The sequence below is a fragment of the Pseudomonas sp. BNK-7 genome (assembly GCF_048072025.1).
Classification (GTDB): domain Bacteria; phylum Pseudomonadota; class Gammaproteobacteria; order Pseudomonadales; family Pseudomonadaceae; genus Aquipseudomonas; species Aquipseudomonas danubii.
The window spans coordinates 5095784-5110987 of record NZ_CP182252.1; the positions used below are offsets into that span (position 1 = coordinate 5095784).

Annotated in this window: 13 protein-coding genes; 2 read left to right on the forward strand and 11 right to left on the reverse strand. The window is 66.2% G+C overall.

Going from position 1 to position 15204, the window contains the following annotated elements:
* Nucleotides 1-105 precede the first annotated feature (105 nt).
* Together ACMGF8_RS23135 and ACMGF8_RS23140 are read right to left on the reverse strand one after the other, a co-directional pair.
* A complete protein-coding gene (locus ACMGF8_RS23135; RefSeq protein ID WP_207816597.1) occupies nucleotides 106-1554 on the reverse strand; it encodes an aldehyde dehydrogenase in 1449 nt (482 codons plus the stop codon).
* Between the two features lie 105 nt (nucleotides 1555-1659).
* On the reverse strand, nucleotides 1660-2490 hold the full coding sequence (locus ACMGF8_RS23140; protein ID WP_010567568.1) for a p-hydroxycinnamoyl CoA hydratase/lyase: 831 nt from the start codon (nucleotides 2488-2490) through the stop codon (nucleotides 1660-1662).
* 207 nt (nucleotides 2491-2697) lie between these two features.
* Here ACMGF8_RS23140 and ACMGF8_RS23145 point away from each other — a divergent pair, with 207 nt between their 5' ends.
* Nucleotides 2698-3219, forward strand: a complete 522-nt coding sequence (locus ACMGF8_RS23145) for a MarR family winged helix-turn-helix transcriptional regulator (protein WP_207166061.1) — start codon at nucleotides 2698-2700, stop codon at nucleotides 3217-3219.
* Between the two features lie 21 nt (nucleotides 3220-3240).
* Here the strand turns inward: ACMGF8_RS23145 and ACMGF8_RS23150 are convergent, their stop codons facing one another.
* On the reverse strand, nucleotides 3241-4560 hold the full coding sequence (locus ACMGF8_RS23150) for an OprD family porin (RefSeq protein WP_102863120.1): 1320 nt from the start codon (nucleotides 4558-4560) through the stop codon (nucleotides 3241-3243).
* Nucleotides 4561-4892: 332 nt separating this feature from the next.
* Between ACMGF8_RS23150 and mhpT the strand changes: the two genes are divergently transcribed.
* Nucleotides 4893-6104, forward strand: coding sequence for a 3-(3-hydroxy-phenyl)propionate transporter MhpT (mhpT, locus tag ACMGF8_RS23155; protein WP_060839788.1), 1212 nt, complete (start codon nucleotides 4893-4895; stop codon nucleotides 6102-6104).
* An 82-nt stretch (nucleotides 6105-6186) separates the two neighbouring features.
* Here the strand turns inward: mhpT and ACMGF8_RS23160 are convergent, their stop codons facing one another.
* From ACMGF8_RS23160 to ACMGF8_RS23195, 8 genes are all read right to left on the reverse strand, one after another.
* Nucleotides 6187-8586 carry a TonB-dependent receptor gene (locus ACMGF8_RS23160; RefSeq protein WP_102863119.1) on the reverse strand — a complete coding sequence of 800 codons (2400 nt, stop codon included), beginning with the start codon at nucleotides 8584-8586 and terminating at the stop codon, nucleotides 6187-6189.
* A gap of 67 nt (nucleotides 8587-8653) precedes the next feature.
* The gene (locus tag ACMGF8_RS23165) at nucleotides 8654-9601 is read right to left on the reverse strand and encodes a FecR domain-containing protein (RefSeq protein WP_060839790.1); all 948 of its coding nucleotides are present in this window, start codon (nucleotides 9599-9601) and stop codon (nucleotides 8654-8656) included.
* Nucleotides 9598-10107 (reverse strand): sigma-70 family RNA polymerase sigma factor, encoded by a 510-nt coding sequence (locus ACMGF8_RS23170; protein WP_060843894.1) that lies wholly within the window; start codon nucleotides 10105-10107, stop codon nucleotides 9598-9600. Before ACMGF8_RS23170 ends, ACMGF8_RS23165 begins: the two co-directional genes overlap by 4 nt.
* Nucleotides 10108-10292: 185 nt before the next feature.
* Nucleotides 10293-11903 carry a gamma-glutamyltransferase family protein gene (locus ACMGF8_RS23175; RefSeq protein ID WP_207816593.1) on the reverse strand — a complete coding sequence of 537 codons (1611 nt, stop codon included), beginning with the start codon at nucleotides 11901-11903 and terminating at the stop codon, nucleotides 10293-10295.
* Nucleotides 11904-11939: 36 nt separating this feature from the next.
* Nucleotides 11940-12719, reverse strand: a complete 780-nt coding sequence (locus ACMGF8_RS23180; protein ID WP_207166065.1) for an amino acid ABC transporter ATP-binding protein — start codon at nucleotides 12717-12719, stop codon at nucleotides 11940-11942.
* A 2-nt stretch (nucleotides 12720-12721) separates the two neighbouring features.
* A complete protein-coding gene (locus ACMGF8_RS23185; RefSeq protein WP_102863115.1) occupies nucleotides 12722-13495 on the reverse strand; it encodes an amino acid ABC transporter permease in 774 nt (257 codons plus the stop codon).
* Nucleotides 13496-13507: 12 nt separating this feature from the next.
* Entirely contained in the window at nucleotides 13508-14314 is an 807-nt protein-coding gene (locus tag ACMGF8_RS23190; RefSeq protein WP_250330698.1) for an ABC transporter substrate-binding protein, read from the reverse strand.
* A gap of 75 nt (nucleotides 14315-14389) precedes the next feature.
* Entirely contained in the window at nucleotides 14390-15058 is a 669-nt protein-coding gene (locus ACMGF8_RS23195) for a GntR family transcriptional regulator (RefSeq protein ID WP_060839795.1), read from the reverse strand.
* Nucleotides 15059-15204 lie beyond the last annotated feature (146 nt).

Here is a 15204-nt window from a genome sequence, read left to right on the forward strand (position 1 = left end):
CAAGAACCTGCTTGCGATCTGCTGCGCTTGGCTGACGCGGCGTTAAAAAGCGTTGTTCGCCAGATCGAAAGCCGGTTCAGAGGGCACCGCGCCCGTGGCGACGGATCAGATCGGGTAGTACCGCGGGCCGTTCTGCAAGGTGACCCAGCGCAATTGGGTGAAGTGTTCGATCGAGGCCTTGCCGCCAAAACTGCCGTAGCCGCTGGACTTGACGCCGCCAAACGGCATCTGCGCCTCGTCGTGCACGGTGGGCCCGTTGATGTGGCAGATGCCCGACTCGACCCGTTGCGCCAGGGCCAGGGCCCGCCCGGTGTCGCGGCTGAAAATCGCCGCCGACAGGCCGAACTCGGAGTCGTTGGCCAGACGCAGCAACTCTTCATCGCCGCTGCCGCGCAGCAGCACCGCCACCGGTCCGAAGGACTCCTCGCGGTACAGGCGCATCGATGCGGTGATGCCGTCGAGCAGGGTCGGCTGCAGAATGCTGCCGTCCAGTTGCCCGCCGACCACCAGCCGCGCGCCCTGCTCCAGGGCATCGTCGATCAGTGCCCGGATACGCGTGCCGGCGCTGGCATCCACCAGCGAACCGAGCACCGAATCTGCGGCTGCCGGGTCGCCGGCGCGCAGGCTCTCGACCTTGGCCGCCAGCTTGGCGACGAAGGCATCGGCCACCTTGGCATCGACGATCAGGCGCTCGGTGGACATGCAGATCTGCCCCTGGTTGAAGTAGGCGCCAAACGCCGCGGCCGCGACAGCTGCATCCAGGTCGGCATCGTCCAGCACCAGCAGCGGCGCCTTGCCGCCCAGCTCCAGCAAGGCCGGCTTGAGGTGGCGCGCCGCAAGCTCGCCGACAATCCGCCCGACATGGGTCGAACCGGTGAAGTTGACCCGGCGCACCGCCGGGTTGGCGATCAGCCGCTCGACAATCGCCGCGGCATCGGCCGGGGCATTGCTGATGACGTTGACCACGCCATCGCCCAGGCCGGCGTCCTGCAGCACCTGGCCGATCAGGCGATGCACCGCCGGGCTCAGTTCGGAAGCCTTGAGCACCACGCTGTTGCCACAGGCCAGGGGCATGGCGATGGCCCGGGTGGCGAGAATCACCGGGGCGTTCCACGGGGCGATGCCCAGCACCACGCCACAGGGTTGGCGCAGGGCCATGGCGAAACTGCCGGGGACATCCGAGGGAATGACTTCGCCGTTGATCTGGGTGGTCATCGACGCCGCTTCACGCAGCATGTTGGCCGCCAGGCGCACGTTGAAGGCGTACCAGTTGGCCATGGCCCCGGTCTCGCCGGCGGCGGCGATGAATTCCTCGCTGCGGGCCTGCAATTGCTCGGCGGCCCTGAGCAGGCGGCTGCGGCGTTCGTTGGGGGCCAGGGCCGCCCAGGCGGGGAATGCGGCCTGGGCCGCGGCCACGGCGGCGTCGGCATCGTCCAGGGTCGCGGCGGCCACGCGCGATACCACCGCGCCGGTCACCGGGTTGCGGCGTTCGAAGGTTCGACCGTCGCCGGCGGGGCGCGACTGGCCACCGATCAGCAGGGGCACGTCCAGCATGGTGATTCCTCTTGTTGTCTTTGTCGGGAATGCAGCGCAGCGGTGTAACAGTAAGGCCAGGGGCATGGCGAACGGCGGGATGGGCCCGCCGTTCGCCGGCCGGGCTCAGCGTTTATACGCCTGCAGGCCGGGCTTGATGCTCTTGTCGTCAAGAAACTGCTTCATGCCCTGCTCGCGGCCGCCTTCGGTGTCCAAAAGGCGCGACTGATCGAGCTTGGCGTACAGGTAGTCTTCGTTCTGCTCCCAGGTCAGCTCGCGGCAACGCTTGAAGCCGTGCTTGGCGGCACGCAGCACCACCGGGTTTTTCTCCAGCAGATTGCGCGCCAGTTCAATGGTGACTTCACGCAATTGCGCCAGGGGCACGCTTTCATTGACCAGGCCCATCTCGGCGGCTTTCTGCCCGCCAAAGGTCTTGCCGGTCATGATGTAGTACAGCGACTGGCGATGACCCACGGTGTCGGCCATGGCCTTGCTCACCAGGTTGCCCGGCGGGATGCCCCAGTTGATTTCCGAGAGGCCGAAGGTCGCCTCATCGGCGCAGATCGCCAGGTCGCAGGCCACCAGCGGGCTGAAGCCGCCACCGAAGCACCAGCCGTTGACCATGGCGATGGTCGGCTTGGCGTACATGCGCAACAGTTTCCACTGCCACTGGGAGGCTTCGCGACGGATTTTTTCCTGAAGGATCTCCGGGCCGGCATCCACCTCGCGAAAGTACTCCTTGAGGTCCATGCCGGCGGTCCAGGCTTCACCGGCGCCAGTCAGCACCAGCACGCCGGCGGCCGGGTCCTGCTCCAGGGTTTCCAGCACGTCGATCATTTCCCGGTTCAGGGTCGGGCTCATGGCGTTGCGTTTTTCCGGGCGATTGAGGATGACCCAGGCAATGCCCTCTTCGATTTCGACCTTGACCGTTGTCCAGCGACCTTCGTAGTTGCTCATGGCGATGCTCTCTTGTTCTGGCTTGAAGATGGGTCGAAATTAAACCGCAAAAATAGTTATGTCAATTAACTATTAATTTGATTAACCATTTTTCTTCACCGCGGAAAAATCCTTCTGCAACGCCTGCCAACACAGGCAAACGTAGCTATCAGCGGCCGACCCCGGCAAACTGGATAGCCTTGTTAACCGACCCAGGATGTTTTTGTCATGGCCAAGCCCGCTCCCCTCGCCGACCCGCGCGAGGCCCCACCCGCCAACGCCGAGGTCCAGGCGCCGCTGGATTCGGCCCTGGACGAACTGATTGGCTACGCCATGCGTCGCGCCCAGCTCAAGCTGTTCCAGAACCTGATCGGCCGGCTCTCGGTCCACGACCTGCGGCCCGCGCAGTTCTCGGCCCTGGCGATCATCGACAGCAACCCGGGGCTGATGCAGGCCGACCTGGCTCGCGCCCTGGCCATCGAGCCGCCGCAAGTGGTGCCCCTGCTCAACAAACTGGAAAGCCGCGCGCTGGCGGTACGGGTGCGCTGCAAGCCGGACAAGCGCTCCTACGGGATCTTCCTCAGCAAGACCGGCGAAACCCTGCTCAAGGAGCTCAAGCAGATCGCCGCGCAAAGCGACGTCGACGCCACCTCGGCCTTGAGTGGCGAGGAGCGCGAAGAACTGCTGCGCCTGCTGAAGAAGGTTTACCAGGACCAAAGCCAAGGTGCCGGCACAGGGTCGGCACGCTGAGGCGGCAAGGTGCTTGCGGGCCTACCAGATCGGCAAGGTGTAGAGCACCAGGAAGCGGGTCTGGTTTTCATCGCGGAACGCCGCGCCCGCCGGGAAATCATTGCGATAGATCGACTTGCGCGCCACCAGCCCGAGGTTCTTCAACGGACCGCTCTGCAGCACGTACCCCAACTCCATCTGAAACTCGCGCTCCTTGCGGTCGCTGGCATTGAAGGCCGCCAGCTCGATATGGTCGCCGCGCACGTAACGCAGCCGACTCTTGAGCCCGGGCAGGCCGGAGGCGGCAAAGTCATAGTCGTAGATGGCTTGCCAAGTGCGCTCCTTGGCGTTGAGAAAGTCCGAACTCATGGTCAGCTCGCTCATGCCCATCAACTCGGTGCCGGAGATGTAGGGCGTGGCCGTGTCGCCGCTGGAATGCATGTAGCCCAGGCTCACCCGGTGCCCGCCGAACGTGTAGCCGAACAGCGCCGAGAGGTTGCGGTTGTCGACCCGACCGGCCTTGGCGCTGCCGTCTTCCCGGCTGAAAAAACTGCGCAGGTCGCTGCTCAGCACGCCATCGCCCAGGGGCAGGTTGTGCAGCAGGGCCAGGGTGTCCTGCTGGTAGAGGTCGGCCACCTGGGCGTGATAGGCGCGCAGGCCGAGGTCCTTGTTGACCTGGTAGTCGCCCCCCAGGTACGCCAGGTGCGAGGTGCTGGCCGTGGCATTGAAACGCCGGTTGGGCGAGGCAATGGTCATGGCCTGGTAGTCGGTGGAGTCGCGCTTGTTGATGCGGTCGATGTAGCCGGTGTTGAGGGTCAGGCCGTCGATGTCCCTGGAGCTCAGGGTGGTGCCGCGAAAGGTCTGCGGCAGCAGGCGCGACGGGCTGGCAAAGGCAAACGGCAGGAAGATCGAGACATCGCCGGTCTTCACCGTGGTCTGGGCAAAGCGCAGTTTGGCGGTGGGCGCCAGCCGCGAGTATTCATCCGCGGCGCGCTTGTCGCTGGCCGACACCGGCAGCAGTTCGGTGCCGCTGCGGTCCGGCGAGGAGTCGAGCTTGACCCCCAGCAGCCCGCGCACATCCAGGCCGAAACCGACGCTGCCCTCGGTGAACCCCGACTCCATGTTCATGATGAAACCCTGGGCCCATTCCCGGGCGGCGGTCTTCGCCCCATCGTCCTTGTAGTCGCGATCCAGGTAGTAATTGCGCAAGGTCAGGGTGCCGTGGCTGTCGTCGATAAAACCCGCCGCCCGGACTGGGCCGGGCAACAGGCTCAAGCCCAGCAAGGCCAGAGCCAGCCGCGTGGGGAGACTGGGCACACAGGAAGCTGACGCCGCAACGGCGTTGGTGGGGAGATTTGGCATGTCCGATGTCCATTTTTTGTTGTTGTTTTAGGGGGCGAACGAGGGCCTGGCAGCCGACGTCGCGGACAGAGAATGGAAACAGCCCAAGCCTGACGTCAACCACAAATGACCGATAATCGAACATTAATAATATTATCTATTTTTACAGGTAATCCTTATTGATAGTTTATCTATCTGATTTAAATGGCTTTATTTGCATTTATTAGCCGAAATCAAGGCGCTGTTCATTTTTTAGTTATCTTTGTTATCTTAATCGCCAGCCACCAGCGCCGGCGCATTCAGGCCCGGCGTCCGACTGGCCACCACAACAAAAACAACAATGAGGTTTGCCCATGGACAGTCCATCGCGTCGTTCGACGCTGACCATCGCTTTGTGCTTTATCGTTGCGCTGATCGAGGGGTTCGATCTGCAGGCGGCCGGCACCGCCGCCGCCGGATTGCGCCAGAGCTTCGCCCTGGATCCGAAGATGATGGGCTGGGTGTTCAGCGCCGGGATCATCGGCCTGCTGCCCGGGGCGTTCTTCGGCGGCTGGGTCGCCGACCGTATCGGGCGCAAGAAGATCCTGGTCGGCGCGGTGCTGCTGTTCGGCCTGTTCTCGCTGTGCACGGCCTACGTCGAGAGCTATTCGAGCCTGCTGCTGGTGCGCTTCATGACCGGCCTCGGCCTCGGCGCGGCGCTGCCCAACCTGATCGCCCTGTGCGCCGAAGCGGTCAGCGAACGCCGCCGGGGCACGGCCATCAGCGTCATGTACTGCGGCGTGCCCCTGGGTGGCGCGCTGGCGGCGGTGGTGGCGATGTTCTCCAGCGAACATTGGCAGACCACCTTCATCATCGGCGGCCTGGCGCCGCTGCTGGTGGTGCCGCTGATGGCCGGGTTGCTGCCCGAATCCAGTGCCTTTCGCCAACACACCGCCAGTGCCGGCACCCAGCGCGCCTCCACCGCCCAGGCGCTGTTCGGCGCAGGTCGCGCGCGCACCACGCTGGCCCTGTGGCTCAGCTACTTCTTCACCCTGACCGTGATGTACATGCTGCTCAACTGGCTGCCCTCGCTGCTGCTCGAACAGGGCTTCAGCAAACCCCAGGCGGGCCTGGTGCAGATGCTGTTCAACATCGGCGGCGCCCTCGGCTCGCTGCTCGGCGGCCTGCTGCTGGACCGCTGCAACGGGCTCAAGGTGGTGCTGTTCGTGTACGCCGGGTTGCTGGCGGCGCTGGCCGGGGTCGGGCTGTCGCAGGGCATTGCGCCCATGGCCCTGGCCGGATTTGCCGCGGGGCTGTTCGTGATGGCCGCACAATTGGTGCTCTACGCGCTGGCACCGCCCTCCTACCCGACCGCGGTGCGTGCCACCGGCGTGGGCGCTGCCGTGGCCATCGGCCGCCTGGGCTCGGTGGCCGGGCCCCTGGCCGCCGGGCAGATCCTCGCAGCCGGCGCCGGCACCGCCGGGGTTTTGCTGGCCACCTCGCCAGGGCTGGTCATCGCTGCGCTGTCGATCCTCACGGTCATCGCCCGGGCCAACGCCACGCCCGAGCTCAAGCCTGCGCATTGAACCTTGCACAGGGCGGTTACCGGGCTCCCGGTAACCGCGCCAACAAGCTTGGCCCGCGACTGCGCACTGTTCGAGGACGGCCCTAGAACCCCACCGTCGCCGACACCAGCCAGGTGCGCGGCGTCGACAAGGTCAACCCCGCCGCGCTGTCGGACGAGCTTGCGGCCGAGGCCCAGTAGGCGGTGTTGAGCACGTTCTCGACACTGGCGCGCAGGGTGATCGGTTTCTTGCCCAGCTCGAAGGCATAGCGCGCCCCCAGGTCATAGCGCTCCCAGCCGGGGATTTTCTGCTGGTTGGCCGGGTCCAGGTATTGCGAGCTGGAGTGAATCGCCCGCGCGGTCAGGGTCAGGCCGCGCAGGCTGTCGATGTCCCATTCGGCGCCAAGGTTGGCATTGACCACCGGCGAGCCGGTGCCGCGATTGCCGTCATACAGGCCCTGGCCGGTTTCGGTCTGCACGCTGTCGAGCAGCATCAGCCCGCCCAGCAGGCGCACGCCGTCATGGGGCTCGCCGAAGACATTCAACTCCAGGCCCTGGTTGCGCAACTGACCATCGGGCTTGTAGTTGTTGTTCTCGTCGTAGACATAGGACGGCTGCTGGATGCGAAACAGGCTGGCGCTCATGCCGAAACGGCCCAGGTCGTACTTGGCGCCGACCTCCACCTGTTTGCTGCGATACGGGGCGAACACTTGGTTGGCATTGGTGGCGGTGGTCGGGGCGGTTGCGCCCTGGCTCAGGCCTTCCATGTAGTTGCTGTACAGCGACAGCTGATCGGTGACCTTGACCACCAGGCCCAGGGCCGGGGACAGGGCCTTCTCGTCATTCACCGGTTCTTCGCGCACGCCATCGCTCCAGGTGCTGACCTGGACCCGCTGCAAGCGTGCGCCCAGGGTCAGCAGCACCCGGTCCTCGGCAAGGCTCAAGGTGTCGGCCAGGGCCAGGCTGGTGAAGCGGTTTTCCGTGTGGGTGCTGGTGTCGAGGCGATTGGGACGCCCGGGCAACGGCAGCTCCACCGGTCGGTAGAGGTTGCTGACACCGCGCAGGTAGCGCTCGCCGGCGTTGTCGAAATCCATGTTGAAGCGGTTCAGGCTCAGGTTCACGCTGTGCCCGACCGGCCCGGTCTGAAACCCGCTGCGCAGGCCGATGACGGCGGTCTTGACGTCCTCGTCGCGACGGAAGGTGCGCGGGGTCACGGTGAAGTCGCCGGCGCTGTTGGTCACCTGCACCGCATGGCGCAGAAAGTCGTAGTTGCCTTTGCGCGCCCCCAGGGCGGCGTACACCATCAATGAATCGCTGAGGTCATACTCGCCGCGCAGCGCGCCGAAGCTGTCCTTGGAATGGGCATAGGTCCAGGACTGGGCGATGTTGTGGCGGATGTCTTCGGCCTTGGGCATTTTCGCCGTGGCCGCCACTTCGACCCGCTCGATCGGCGCGTCGGCGTGACGTTCCTGGTGCCCCAGGTCCAGGGACAGGCGCAGCCGCTCATCGCGCAGGTCGAGGCCGATGACTCCGGTTTCGCGCTGGAGCTGCTGGTGGTCCCACTCGGTGTCGCCGGACTGGCGCACACCATTGAAACGCAGGCCGAAGCGGTTGCCCTCGCCAAAGCGCCGGCCGATGTCCACCGCGCCACCGGTCTGCCCGGCGGACGCATAGAGCGCGGTGAACTCGGTCAGGGGGCTGTCCGCGGCACGCTTGGGCTCGATGTTGATGCCGCCGCCGACGCTGCCCCGGGGCGCAATCCCGCCCAGCAGCATGCCCGGCCCCTTGAGCACATCCAGGCGCCCGACCATTTCCATGTCGATGGCGTAGGTCGGCAGGATCCCGTACAGGCCGCCGTAGGACACGTCACTGTTGAACAGGCTGAAGCCGCGCACCGAGAACTGCTCGAAACGCCCGCTGGCCGGGTTGGTGGTGCGAACCGAAGGGTCGCTGGCCACGGCGTCGCCCAGGGTTCGCGCCTGCTGGTTCTTCAGCGCCTCGGCGGTGTAGGACGTGAGGTTGAACGGGGTGTCCATGAAATCGCGGTCGCCGAGCAGGCCCTGGCCGCCCTTGCGATCCACCTGGCCCCCGGCATAGGGCTCGCCGCTGACAGGGAGATCGCTGCCGAGAATCGAGGTGGCGGGCAGCGCCAGGCCGCCGGCCTCGGGGACCGGCGCTAGGGTGTAGGCCTGTTCACCCACCGCGTGCAACTGCAGGCCCGAACCCTGCAGCAGCCGGGCAAAGCCCTCCTGCACCGCGAACTCACCGGAAAGCCCGGGGCTGCTGCGCCCTTCGACCAGCCGCGGGTCCACCGCCAGATCGACTCCGGACAGCCCGGCAAAGCGGGTCAGGACAGCGCCCAGGCTGCCGGCCGGCACCTGGTAGCTGCGGCGGCCACCCTCCTCGGCCCAGCTCAAGGGAACCAGCAACGGGCTGGCGCTCAGGCTCAGCAGCAGACTCAGACGCAACAAGGGACGCACAGCAGCAGGCATGACGCAGGGCATTTGAAGAGGCTCTCTTTTTCGTTCACTTACCTGCAATGACAGGCACCTGGAAAAAAGGGGACAGCCCTCAAGCGAGTTTTTTACGCGAACGCAGCGTGACCCAGAAACGCGTCCGCGCCTGCACCTCCAGCGGCAGGCTGGCGGCCAGCAAGGCCAGCACCCGGTCGGTGTCCTCGACACGGAAACTGCCGGTGACCCGCAGCGCCTCCAACTCCGGGTCCCAGCGCAACACGCCGCGGCGGTAACGACTCAACTCGCGCAAAAAATCCCCCAGCGGCTGGTCCTGGGCCAGCAACACCCCTTCGCGCCAACCGGGTATCGCGCTGTCGAAGACCTGCGGCAACCCGGCGCCGGAAGCCTGCAGACTGACCTGCTGCCCGCCGTGCAGGGTCAGGGCCGGCCCCTGCAAAGGCTGCACCTGGACCACGCCGCTGACCACCGAGACCCGACAGCCGAGGCGCTCCTGGCGCACGCAGACTTCGCTCTGGCTGACCCGCACCCGGCCGAAGTCGGTGTACAGGGTCAGGGCCGAATGGCCCGGCACCCTGAGCGCGATCTCGCCCTGCACCAGGGTCAGGCGGCGCGCCGCCAGGTCCAGGTCCAGCGCCGTGGCGGTATTGAGCTGCAGGAAACTGCCGTCGGCCAGGGACAGCTGCCTGCGCTCGCCGGTGGCGGTGTGCAGGTCGGCGCGCCATGCCTCCAGGGGCAATTGCCGGCTCAGCCACCAGGCGCTCGGCACCAGCAGCGCCACCCCCAGGCCACGCTTGAGCAGGGCCCGACGTCCCACTTGTGGGCGGTCGAGGCTGGCCAGGGCCAGGGCCGGGGGCAGCTCGGCGAAACGTTGGCGCAACAGTTGGGCTTTCTGCCAGGCCTGTTCGTGGCTGGCGCAGCGCTCGCGCCATTGTTGCAGGCCCTGCTGGTCGCTCTCGCTGGCGCTGCCGGACTCCAGCAAGGCCAGCCAGCGCGCCGCGGCGCGGGCGACCTGACGCGGATCGCTGCCGGTGGACGAGGTCACAGCTCCACCAGCAGGCAGTGTTCGTAGGCTTGGGCCATGTAGCGCTTGACCGTGCGCTCGCTCACCCGCAGGCGCTCGGCAATCTCGCGGTAACCCAGGCCTTCCAGCTGGCTCCAGAGAAACGCCCGGCGCACCGGATGGGGCAGGCCATCGAGCAGCTCGTCCAGCGCCTGCAGCGCTTGCAGGACAATCCAGCGCTGTTCGGGCGAAGGTACGCAGGCCTCGGGCAGGGTCGCCAGGGCGTTGAGGTAGGCCTGTTCGAGGCTGCGCCGCTGATGGAAGTTGATCAGCAAGCGCTTGCCCACGGTCAGCAGGTAGGCCCGCGGCTCCTGCAACTGGGCCAGGGGTTGGGCGCTGCCGAGCACCCGCAGGAAGGTGTCCTGGCTCAGGTCGGCGGCATCCCAGGCGTTGCCCAGGCGTCGCCGCAGCCAGCTTTCAAGCCAACTGCGGTGCTCACGGTACAGGTTGTCGAAGGTGTGCTCCGTTGGCAGTACGGCGTCATTCATGGCAAGGGCACCCGGCGTGGCACGTTAAATCAAATGAGACTCATTCTATTTAATATCGCTCGCCGGCACACCTTCTTTCGTTGCCCTGGTCCTGGCGTGCCCTGCCCCGCTCATGCCCCATCGGCGCACTGGCCAGGTTCAGACCGGCGCCGCGCAGCCGCCTGGCGTCCCCACGCCACAGCCGGCTACCACAGCGCAATATGGGAGTCCGCCCGGGGCTCGGTGCCGCCACAGAACACGCCGCTGACCGGGTCGCGCAGGATGATCTGGCCGCGTCCGTAGTTGAGCGAGTCGTGGGCGATCTGCACCTGATGGCCGCGCCGGGCCAGGGCGTTGGCCAGATCGCCCGAGGCGCCCTGCTCGATGCCCACGCGCATGTCCCCCAGCCATTGCCAGCGCGGCGCATCCAGTGCGGCCTGCGGGTTGAGGCCGAAATCCACCAGGTTCATGACCATCTGCACATGGCCCTGGGGCTGCATGTAGCCACCCATCACGCCGAACGGCCCGAGGGGCACACCGGCCTGGCTGAGAAAGCCCGGGATGATGGTGTGGAAGGTCTTCTTGCCCGGCGCCAGGGCGTTGGCGTGCGCCGGGTCGAGGCTGAATTCCTGGCCGCGGTTCTGCAGGGCGATGCCGCTGTCCGGCAGCACCACCCCGGAGCCGAAGCCGTGATAGTTGCTCTGGATGAACGACACCATGTTGCCCTCGGCATCCGCCGTGGCCAGGTACACCGTACCGCTGGCATGGGGGTCGCCGGGTTTGGGCGGTTGCGCCTGTTCCGCGATCTGCCCCCGCCGCCGGGCGCTGTAGGCGTCGCTGAGCAGATCGGCCACCGCCACGCGCATGTGCGCCGGGTCGGTGATGTGGTGCAGGCCGTCGCTGTAGGCCAGCTTCATCGCCTCCAGCTGGCGGTGCCAGGTCTGCTGGCTGTCACGCTGGTCGAAGTCGAAGCCTTCGAGGATCTTCAGCGCCATCAGCGCCACCAGCCCCTGGCCGCTGGGAGGGATTTCCCAGACTTGATAGCCGCGGTAATCGACCTTGATCGGTTGCACCCACTGCGCCCTGTAGCCCTCAAGGTCACTGGCCCGCAGGTAGCCGCCGGTGGCCCGAGAATGGGCATCCAGGCGCTGGGCCAGTTCGCCGCGATAGAAGCTCTCGCACAGGCTGGCCGCCAGTTCCTGCAGGGTCCGCGCCTGGGCCGGGTTGCGAAACACCTCCCCGGCCCGGGGGGCGCGGCCGTCGATCAGGAAGGTGTCGAACCAGGGTTGCAGCAGCCGGTCGCGGTGGGGAGCGAACTCCTCCAGGGCGATCTGCCATTGCCGGGCGACCACCGGCGACAGGGGGAAACCGTCCCGGGCCAGTTCGATGGCCGGTTGCAGCAACTGGGCAAAGGGCAGCTTGCCGAAGCGCCGGGACAGCTCGGCCCAGGCCGAGGGGCAACCCGGCACGGTGACCGGGGTCCAGCCATACAGCGGCATCTGCGCGTGCCCGGCGGCCCGCACTGCCTCGATGCTCAGGGCGGCCGGGGCCTGGCCGTTGGCACTCAGGCCATGCAACTGGCCCTGGGTCCAGACCAGGGCAAAGGCGTCGCCCCCCAGGCCGCAGCCCGTGGGTTCGACCACCGTCAGCACTGCGGCGCTGGCAATCGCGGCGTCGATGGCATTGCCACCGCCACGCATGATCTCGATCCCGGCCTCGGCGGCCAGGGGCTGGGACGCGGCGACCATGCCGCGACGGGCATACACGCTCTGGCGTTGTGAGGCGTAGGGGTACTCATGGGCAGAAAAATTCAGCATGGCAAAGGCTCGTGCAAGGGTTGAGGCCGCAAAAAATCACAGCACACGGCTGAGAAAGGCTTGGGTCCGCGGGTGGCTGGGGCGGCTGAAGATCTGTTCCGGCGGCCCCTGCTCGATCAGTTCGCCCTGGTCGAGCACCACCACCCGGTCGGCCACCTCCCGGGCAAAGCCCATCTCGTGGGTGACCACCACCATGGTCATGCCCTCTTGTGCCAGCTGCTTCATCACCTGCAGCACCTCGCCCACGGTTTCCGGGTCCAGGGCGCTGGTGGGCTCGTCGAAGAGCATGGCCTGGGGTTTCATCGCCAGGGCCCGGGCGATGGCCACCCGTTGCTGCTGGCCGCCGGACAGCATCGACGGGTAGTGCCCGGCCTTGTCCGCCAGGCCGACCCGGGCGAGCAAGGCCTGGGCCTGCTCCACCGCTTCGGCCCGGGGCACGCCGAGGACCTGGATCGGCGCCTCGATGATGTTTTCCAGGGCCGTCATGTGGGGAAACAGGTTGAAGCGCTGGAACACCATGCCGATGTCCCGGCGCTGGCGGGCGATGTTGCGCTCGCTATCGCGCACCAGGCTGCCGTCGGCGCGCTCGCGATAGCCCATGGCCCGGCCGTTGACCCGGATCAGCCCGGACTGGATCTGCTCCAGCAGATTGATGCAGCGGATGAAGGTGGTCTTGCCCGAGCCCGAGGCGCCGATCAGCACCACCACTTCACCGCGGCGTACCGACAGGGAAATGCCCTTGAGGATCTGCAGGGCGCCGAACGACTTGTGCAGGTCCCGGGCCTCGATGATCAGGTCTTCACTCTGGTGTGCCATGTTCAACGTCCCCGCAGCAATTTGAAGGTGTGGCGCCCGAACATCCGGTGGCCGGCGGCCGGCGGCGCGGGTCGGTCACTCTGGCCGAAACGCTTTTCCAGCCAGCGCTGGAAGAAGCCCCACAGGGTGGTCAGCAGCAGGAAGTAGAGGGCCACCACCAGGTACAGCTCGAACACCCGGAAGGTCGCCGAAGTGACCATCTGCGTGCTCAGCAGCAGCTCCTGCACGCCGATCACGCTGACCAGGGTGGTGTTCTTGAGCATCACGTTGAACTCGTTGCCCAGGGGCGGAACGATCACCCGGAACGCCTGGGGCAGGACGATGCGCCGCATCAGCTTGGCGAAGGTCATGCCCAGGCAGCGCCCGGCCTCGTACTGGCCCTTGTCCACGGCGCCGATCCCGGCGCGGATGATCTCCGCCATGTAGGCGCCTTCGTTGAGGCCCAGGGCGATGATCGCCGCCTGGATGTTGCCCGGCACCACCAGGCCGAACAGTTGCAGGTCCTCGAAGCGAAAGATCCCGCCAGCCGCCAGGGCGGTGTAGAGAAAGACGATCTGCACCAGCAACGGCGTGCCGCGCATCAGCCACACGTAAAAACGTACCGGCAGGTACAGCAAGGGGTTGCGCGACAGGCGCAGCAGCGCCGCCGCCAGCCCCAGGACACAGCCCAGCGCCATGCCCAGGACACTGATCACGCACGTCAGCCAGAGCCCGGTGAGGTACACCCCGCTGGGTTGCAGCAGGTACTGCCAGAACACATCCCAATTGAAATTCATCGCGGCGCTGCCTCAGTTCAGGGTGTCGCTGCTGACCTGCCACTGGCTCAGCAACCGGGCATAGCTGCCGTCGCTGCGCATGTCGTTGATGATCTGCTGCACCGCAGCGCTCAACTGCGCATCGTCCTTGCGGATGCCCAGGCCGGTGAGGATCCGGCTGAAGGCCGGCACCCCTTCCTGAAACAGGTCCGGGGCCATGGCGGCGTAGTAGCCGGCGGTTTCCACGGTGGTGCCGTAGGCGTCCACCTGACGGATACGCAAGGCCTGGAAGGCATCGGTGTCGCTGTTGTAGACCACCAGTGTCATCGGTGCCTTGCCAGCCTGGGCGAGGCTGGCGTTGTGGGCGTCCAGCAGGGTATTGATGGTCGAGCCATTGAGCACCGCAACCTTGCGCCCGGACAAATCATCCAGGCTCTTGATCGCCTTGGGGTTGCCCTTGGGCACCACCACCGACTGGCTGGAATACATGTAGTTGACGATGTCGATCACTTCGCGCCGTTCGGGCTTGTCGAACAGCTGGTCGACGATCATGTCGCACTGCCGGGCCAGCAGCGCCGGGAGCAACCCGGAGAACGGAATCACCCTCCATTGCACCTCCTTGTTGCCCAGGCGGCGAGCGATTTCCAGGCCCAGGTCGACGCTCAGCCCGCGGGGCTTCTGGGCTTGGTCGAAAGACACCAGGGGCGGTGAATCCATCCCCGAGCAATAGGTGAGCTTGTCGACCTGTTGCAGGCGCTCCGGCACCTGGGGCGCGGCGGCGGCCCACTGTGCACAGAGTCCCAGGGATACGGCCACCAGCAAGGCGCGGCGTTTATGCATGACCAGACACTCCACTTCGTTGAACAACGGGGGCAGGATTCAAAGTCAACACAAGGGGCGGGCTCGGGCCCGCTTCTATTGTTCCGTTTGCAGAAACTGGATCAGCGCCGGCACCGTGCCCTCGATGTGCTCGCGCACCACCGCTTCGGCACGCTCGGCATCGCCGGCGCGAATCGCATCGAGGATCACCGCGTGCTCCTGGCGGGCGCTGAGGGGTTTTTCGCCGTGTTGCAGCCACAGGCGCATGGGCGCCTCCACCAGCGAATAGAGGGCCGAGATCTGCTTCATCAGCCGGGGCCGGCCGCTGAGGCTGCACAGGTATTCATGGAAGGCCCGATGGCGGCTGACCCACTCGGCGCTCTCGTCGCGGTAGTCGTCCATCTCGTCCAGCAGCCGTTCCAGGGCCGCCAGCTGGCGCTCGCCGATACGCCCCACCGCCACCCGCACCGCCAGGCCTTCGAGGGCGCTGCGCATCTCGAACACTTCGTGCAGCTCTTCGATGTCCAGGCCGCTGACCACCGCCCCGCGATTGGGCCGCAGGGTCACCAGGCCCTGGGCATCGAGGCGGCGAAAGGCTTCGCGCACCGGCATGCGGCTCATGCCGATCTCGCTGGCGATGTCCTCGGCGATCAGCCGGTCACCCTTGCGGTAGCGGCCGCCGCAGATCGCCTCCAGGAGAAAGTTGTAGGCCTCCTCCTCGGCAGTCAGCGGCTGGCGGTCAACGTAGGCGGGAGCGAATTGCATAGAGGCACCTTTTGTATTTTTGTATCCAATTATCCATAGATACAAAAAAGCAGAATGCGTGCCAGCTTTGCGCAAGCGGACTCAAGTCATTGATTTGCCGAACCAGTGCTCGATGAGCAGGAAGGTGCCAGGAGCGCGGCCAAGGC

Excerpts from the sequence above, each read along its gene's own strand:
- ACMGF8_RS23135 (WP_207816597.1), bottom strand. The coding sequence starts at position 1,554 with ATGCTGGACGTGCCCCTGCTGATCGGTGGCCAGTCGCGCCCCGCCGGC.
- ACMGF8_RS23140 (WP_010567568.1), bottom strand. The coding sequence starts at position 2,490 with ATGAGCAACTACGAAGGTCGCTGGACAACGGTCAAGGTCGAAATCGAA.
- ACMGF8_RS23145 (WP_207166061.1), top strand. The coding sequence starts at position 2,698 with ATGGCCAAGCCCGCTCCCCTCGCCGACCCGCGCGAGGCCCCACCCGCC.
- ACMGF8_RS23150 (WP_102863120.1), bottom strand. The coding sequence starts at position 4,560 with ATGCCAAATCTCCCCACCAACGCCGTTGCGGCGTCAGCTTCCTGTGTG.
- mhpT (WP_060839788.1), top strand. The coding sequence starts at position 4,893 with ATGGACAGTCCATCGCGTCGTTCGACGCTGACCATCGCTTTGTGCTTT.
- ACMGF8_RS23160 (WP_102863119.1), bottom strand. The coding sequence starts at position 8,586 with ATGCCCTGCGTCATGCCTGCTGCTGTGCGTCCCTTGTTGCGTCTGAGT.
- ACMGF8_RS23170 (WP_060843894.1), bottom strand. The coding sequence starts at position 10,107 with ATGAATGACGCCGTACTGCCAACGGAGCACACCTTCGACAACCTGTAC.
- ACMGF8_RS23175 (WP_207816593.1), bottom strand. The coding sequence starts at position 11,903 with ATGCTGAATTTTTCTGCCCATGAGTACCCCTACGCCTCACAACGCCAG.
- ACMGF8_RS23180 (WP_207166065.1), bottom strand. The coding sequence starts at position 12,719 with ATGGCACACCAGAGTGAAGACCTGATCATCGAGGCCCGGGACCTGCAC.
- ACMGF8_RS23185 (WP_102863115.1), bottom strand. The coding sequence starts at position 13,495 with ATGAATTTCAATTGGGATGTGTTCTGGCAGTACCTGCTGCAACCCAGC.
- ACMGF8_RS23190 (WP_250330698.1), bottom strand. The coding sequence starts at position 14,314 with ATGCATAAACGCCGCGCCTTGCTGGTGGCCGTATCCCTGGGACTCTGT.
- ACMGF8_RS23195 (WP_060839795.1), bottom strand. The coding sequence starts at position 15,058 with ATGCAATTCGCTCCCGCCTACGTTGACCGCCAGCCGCTGACTGCCGAG.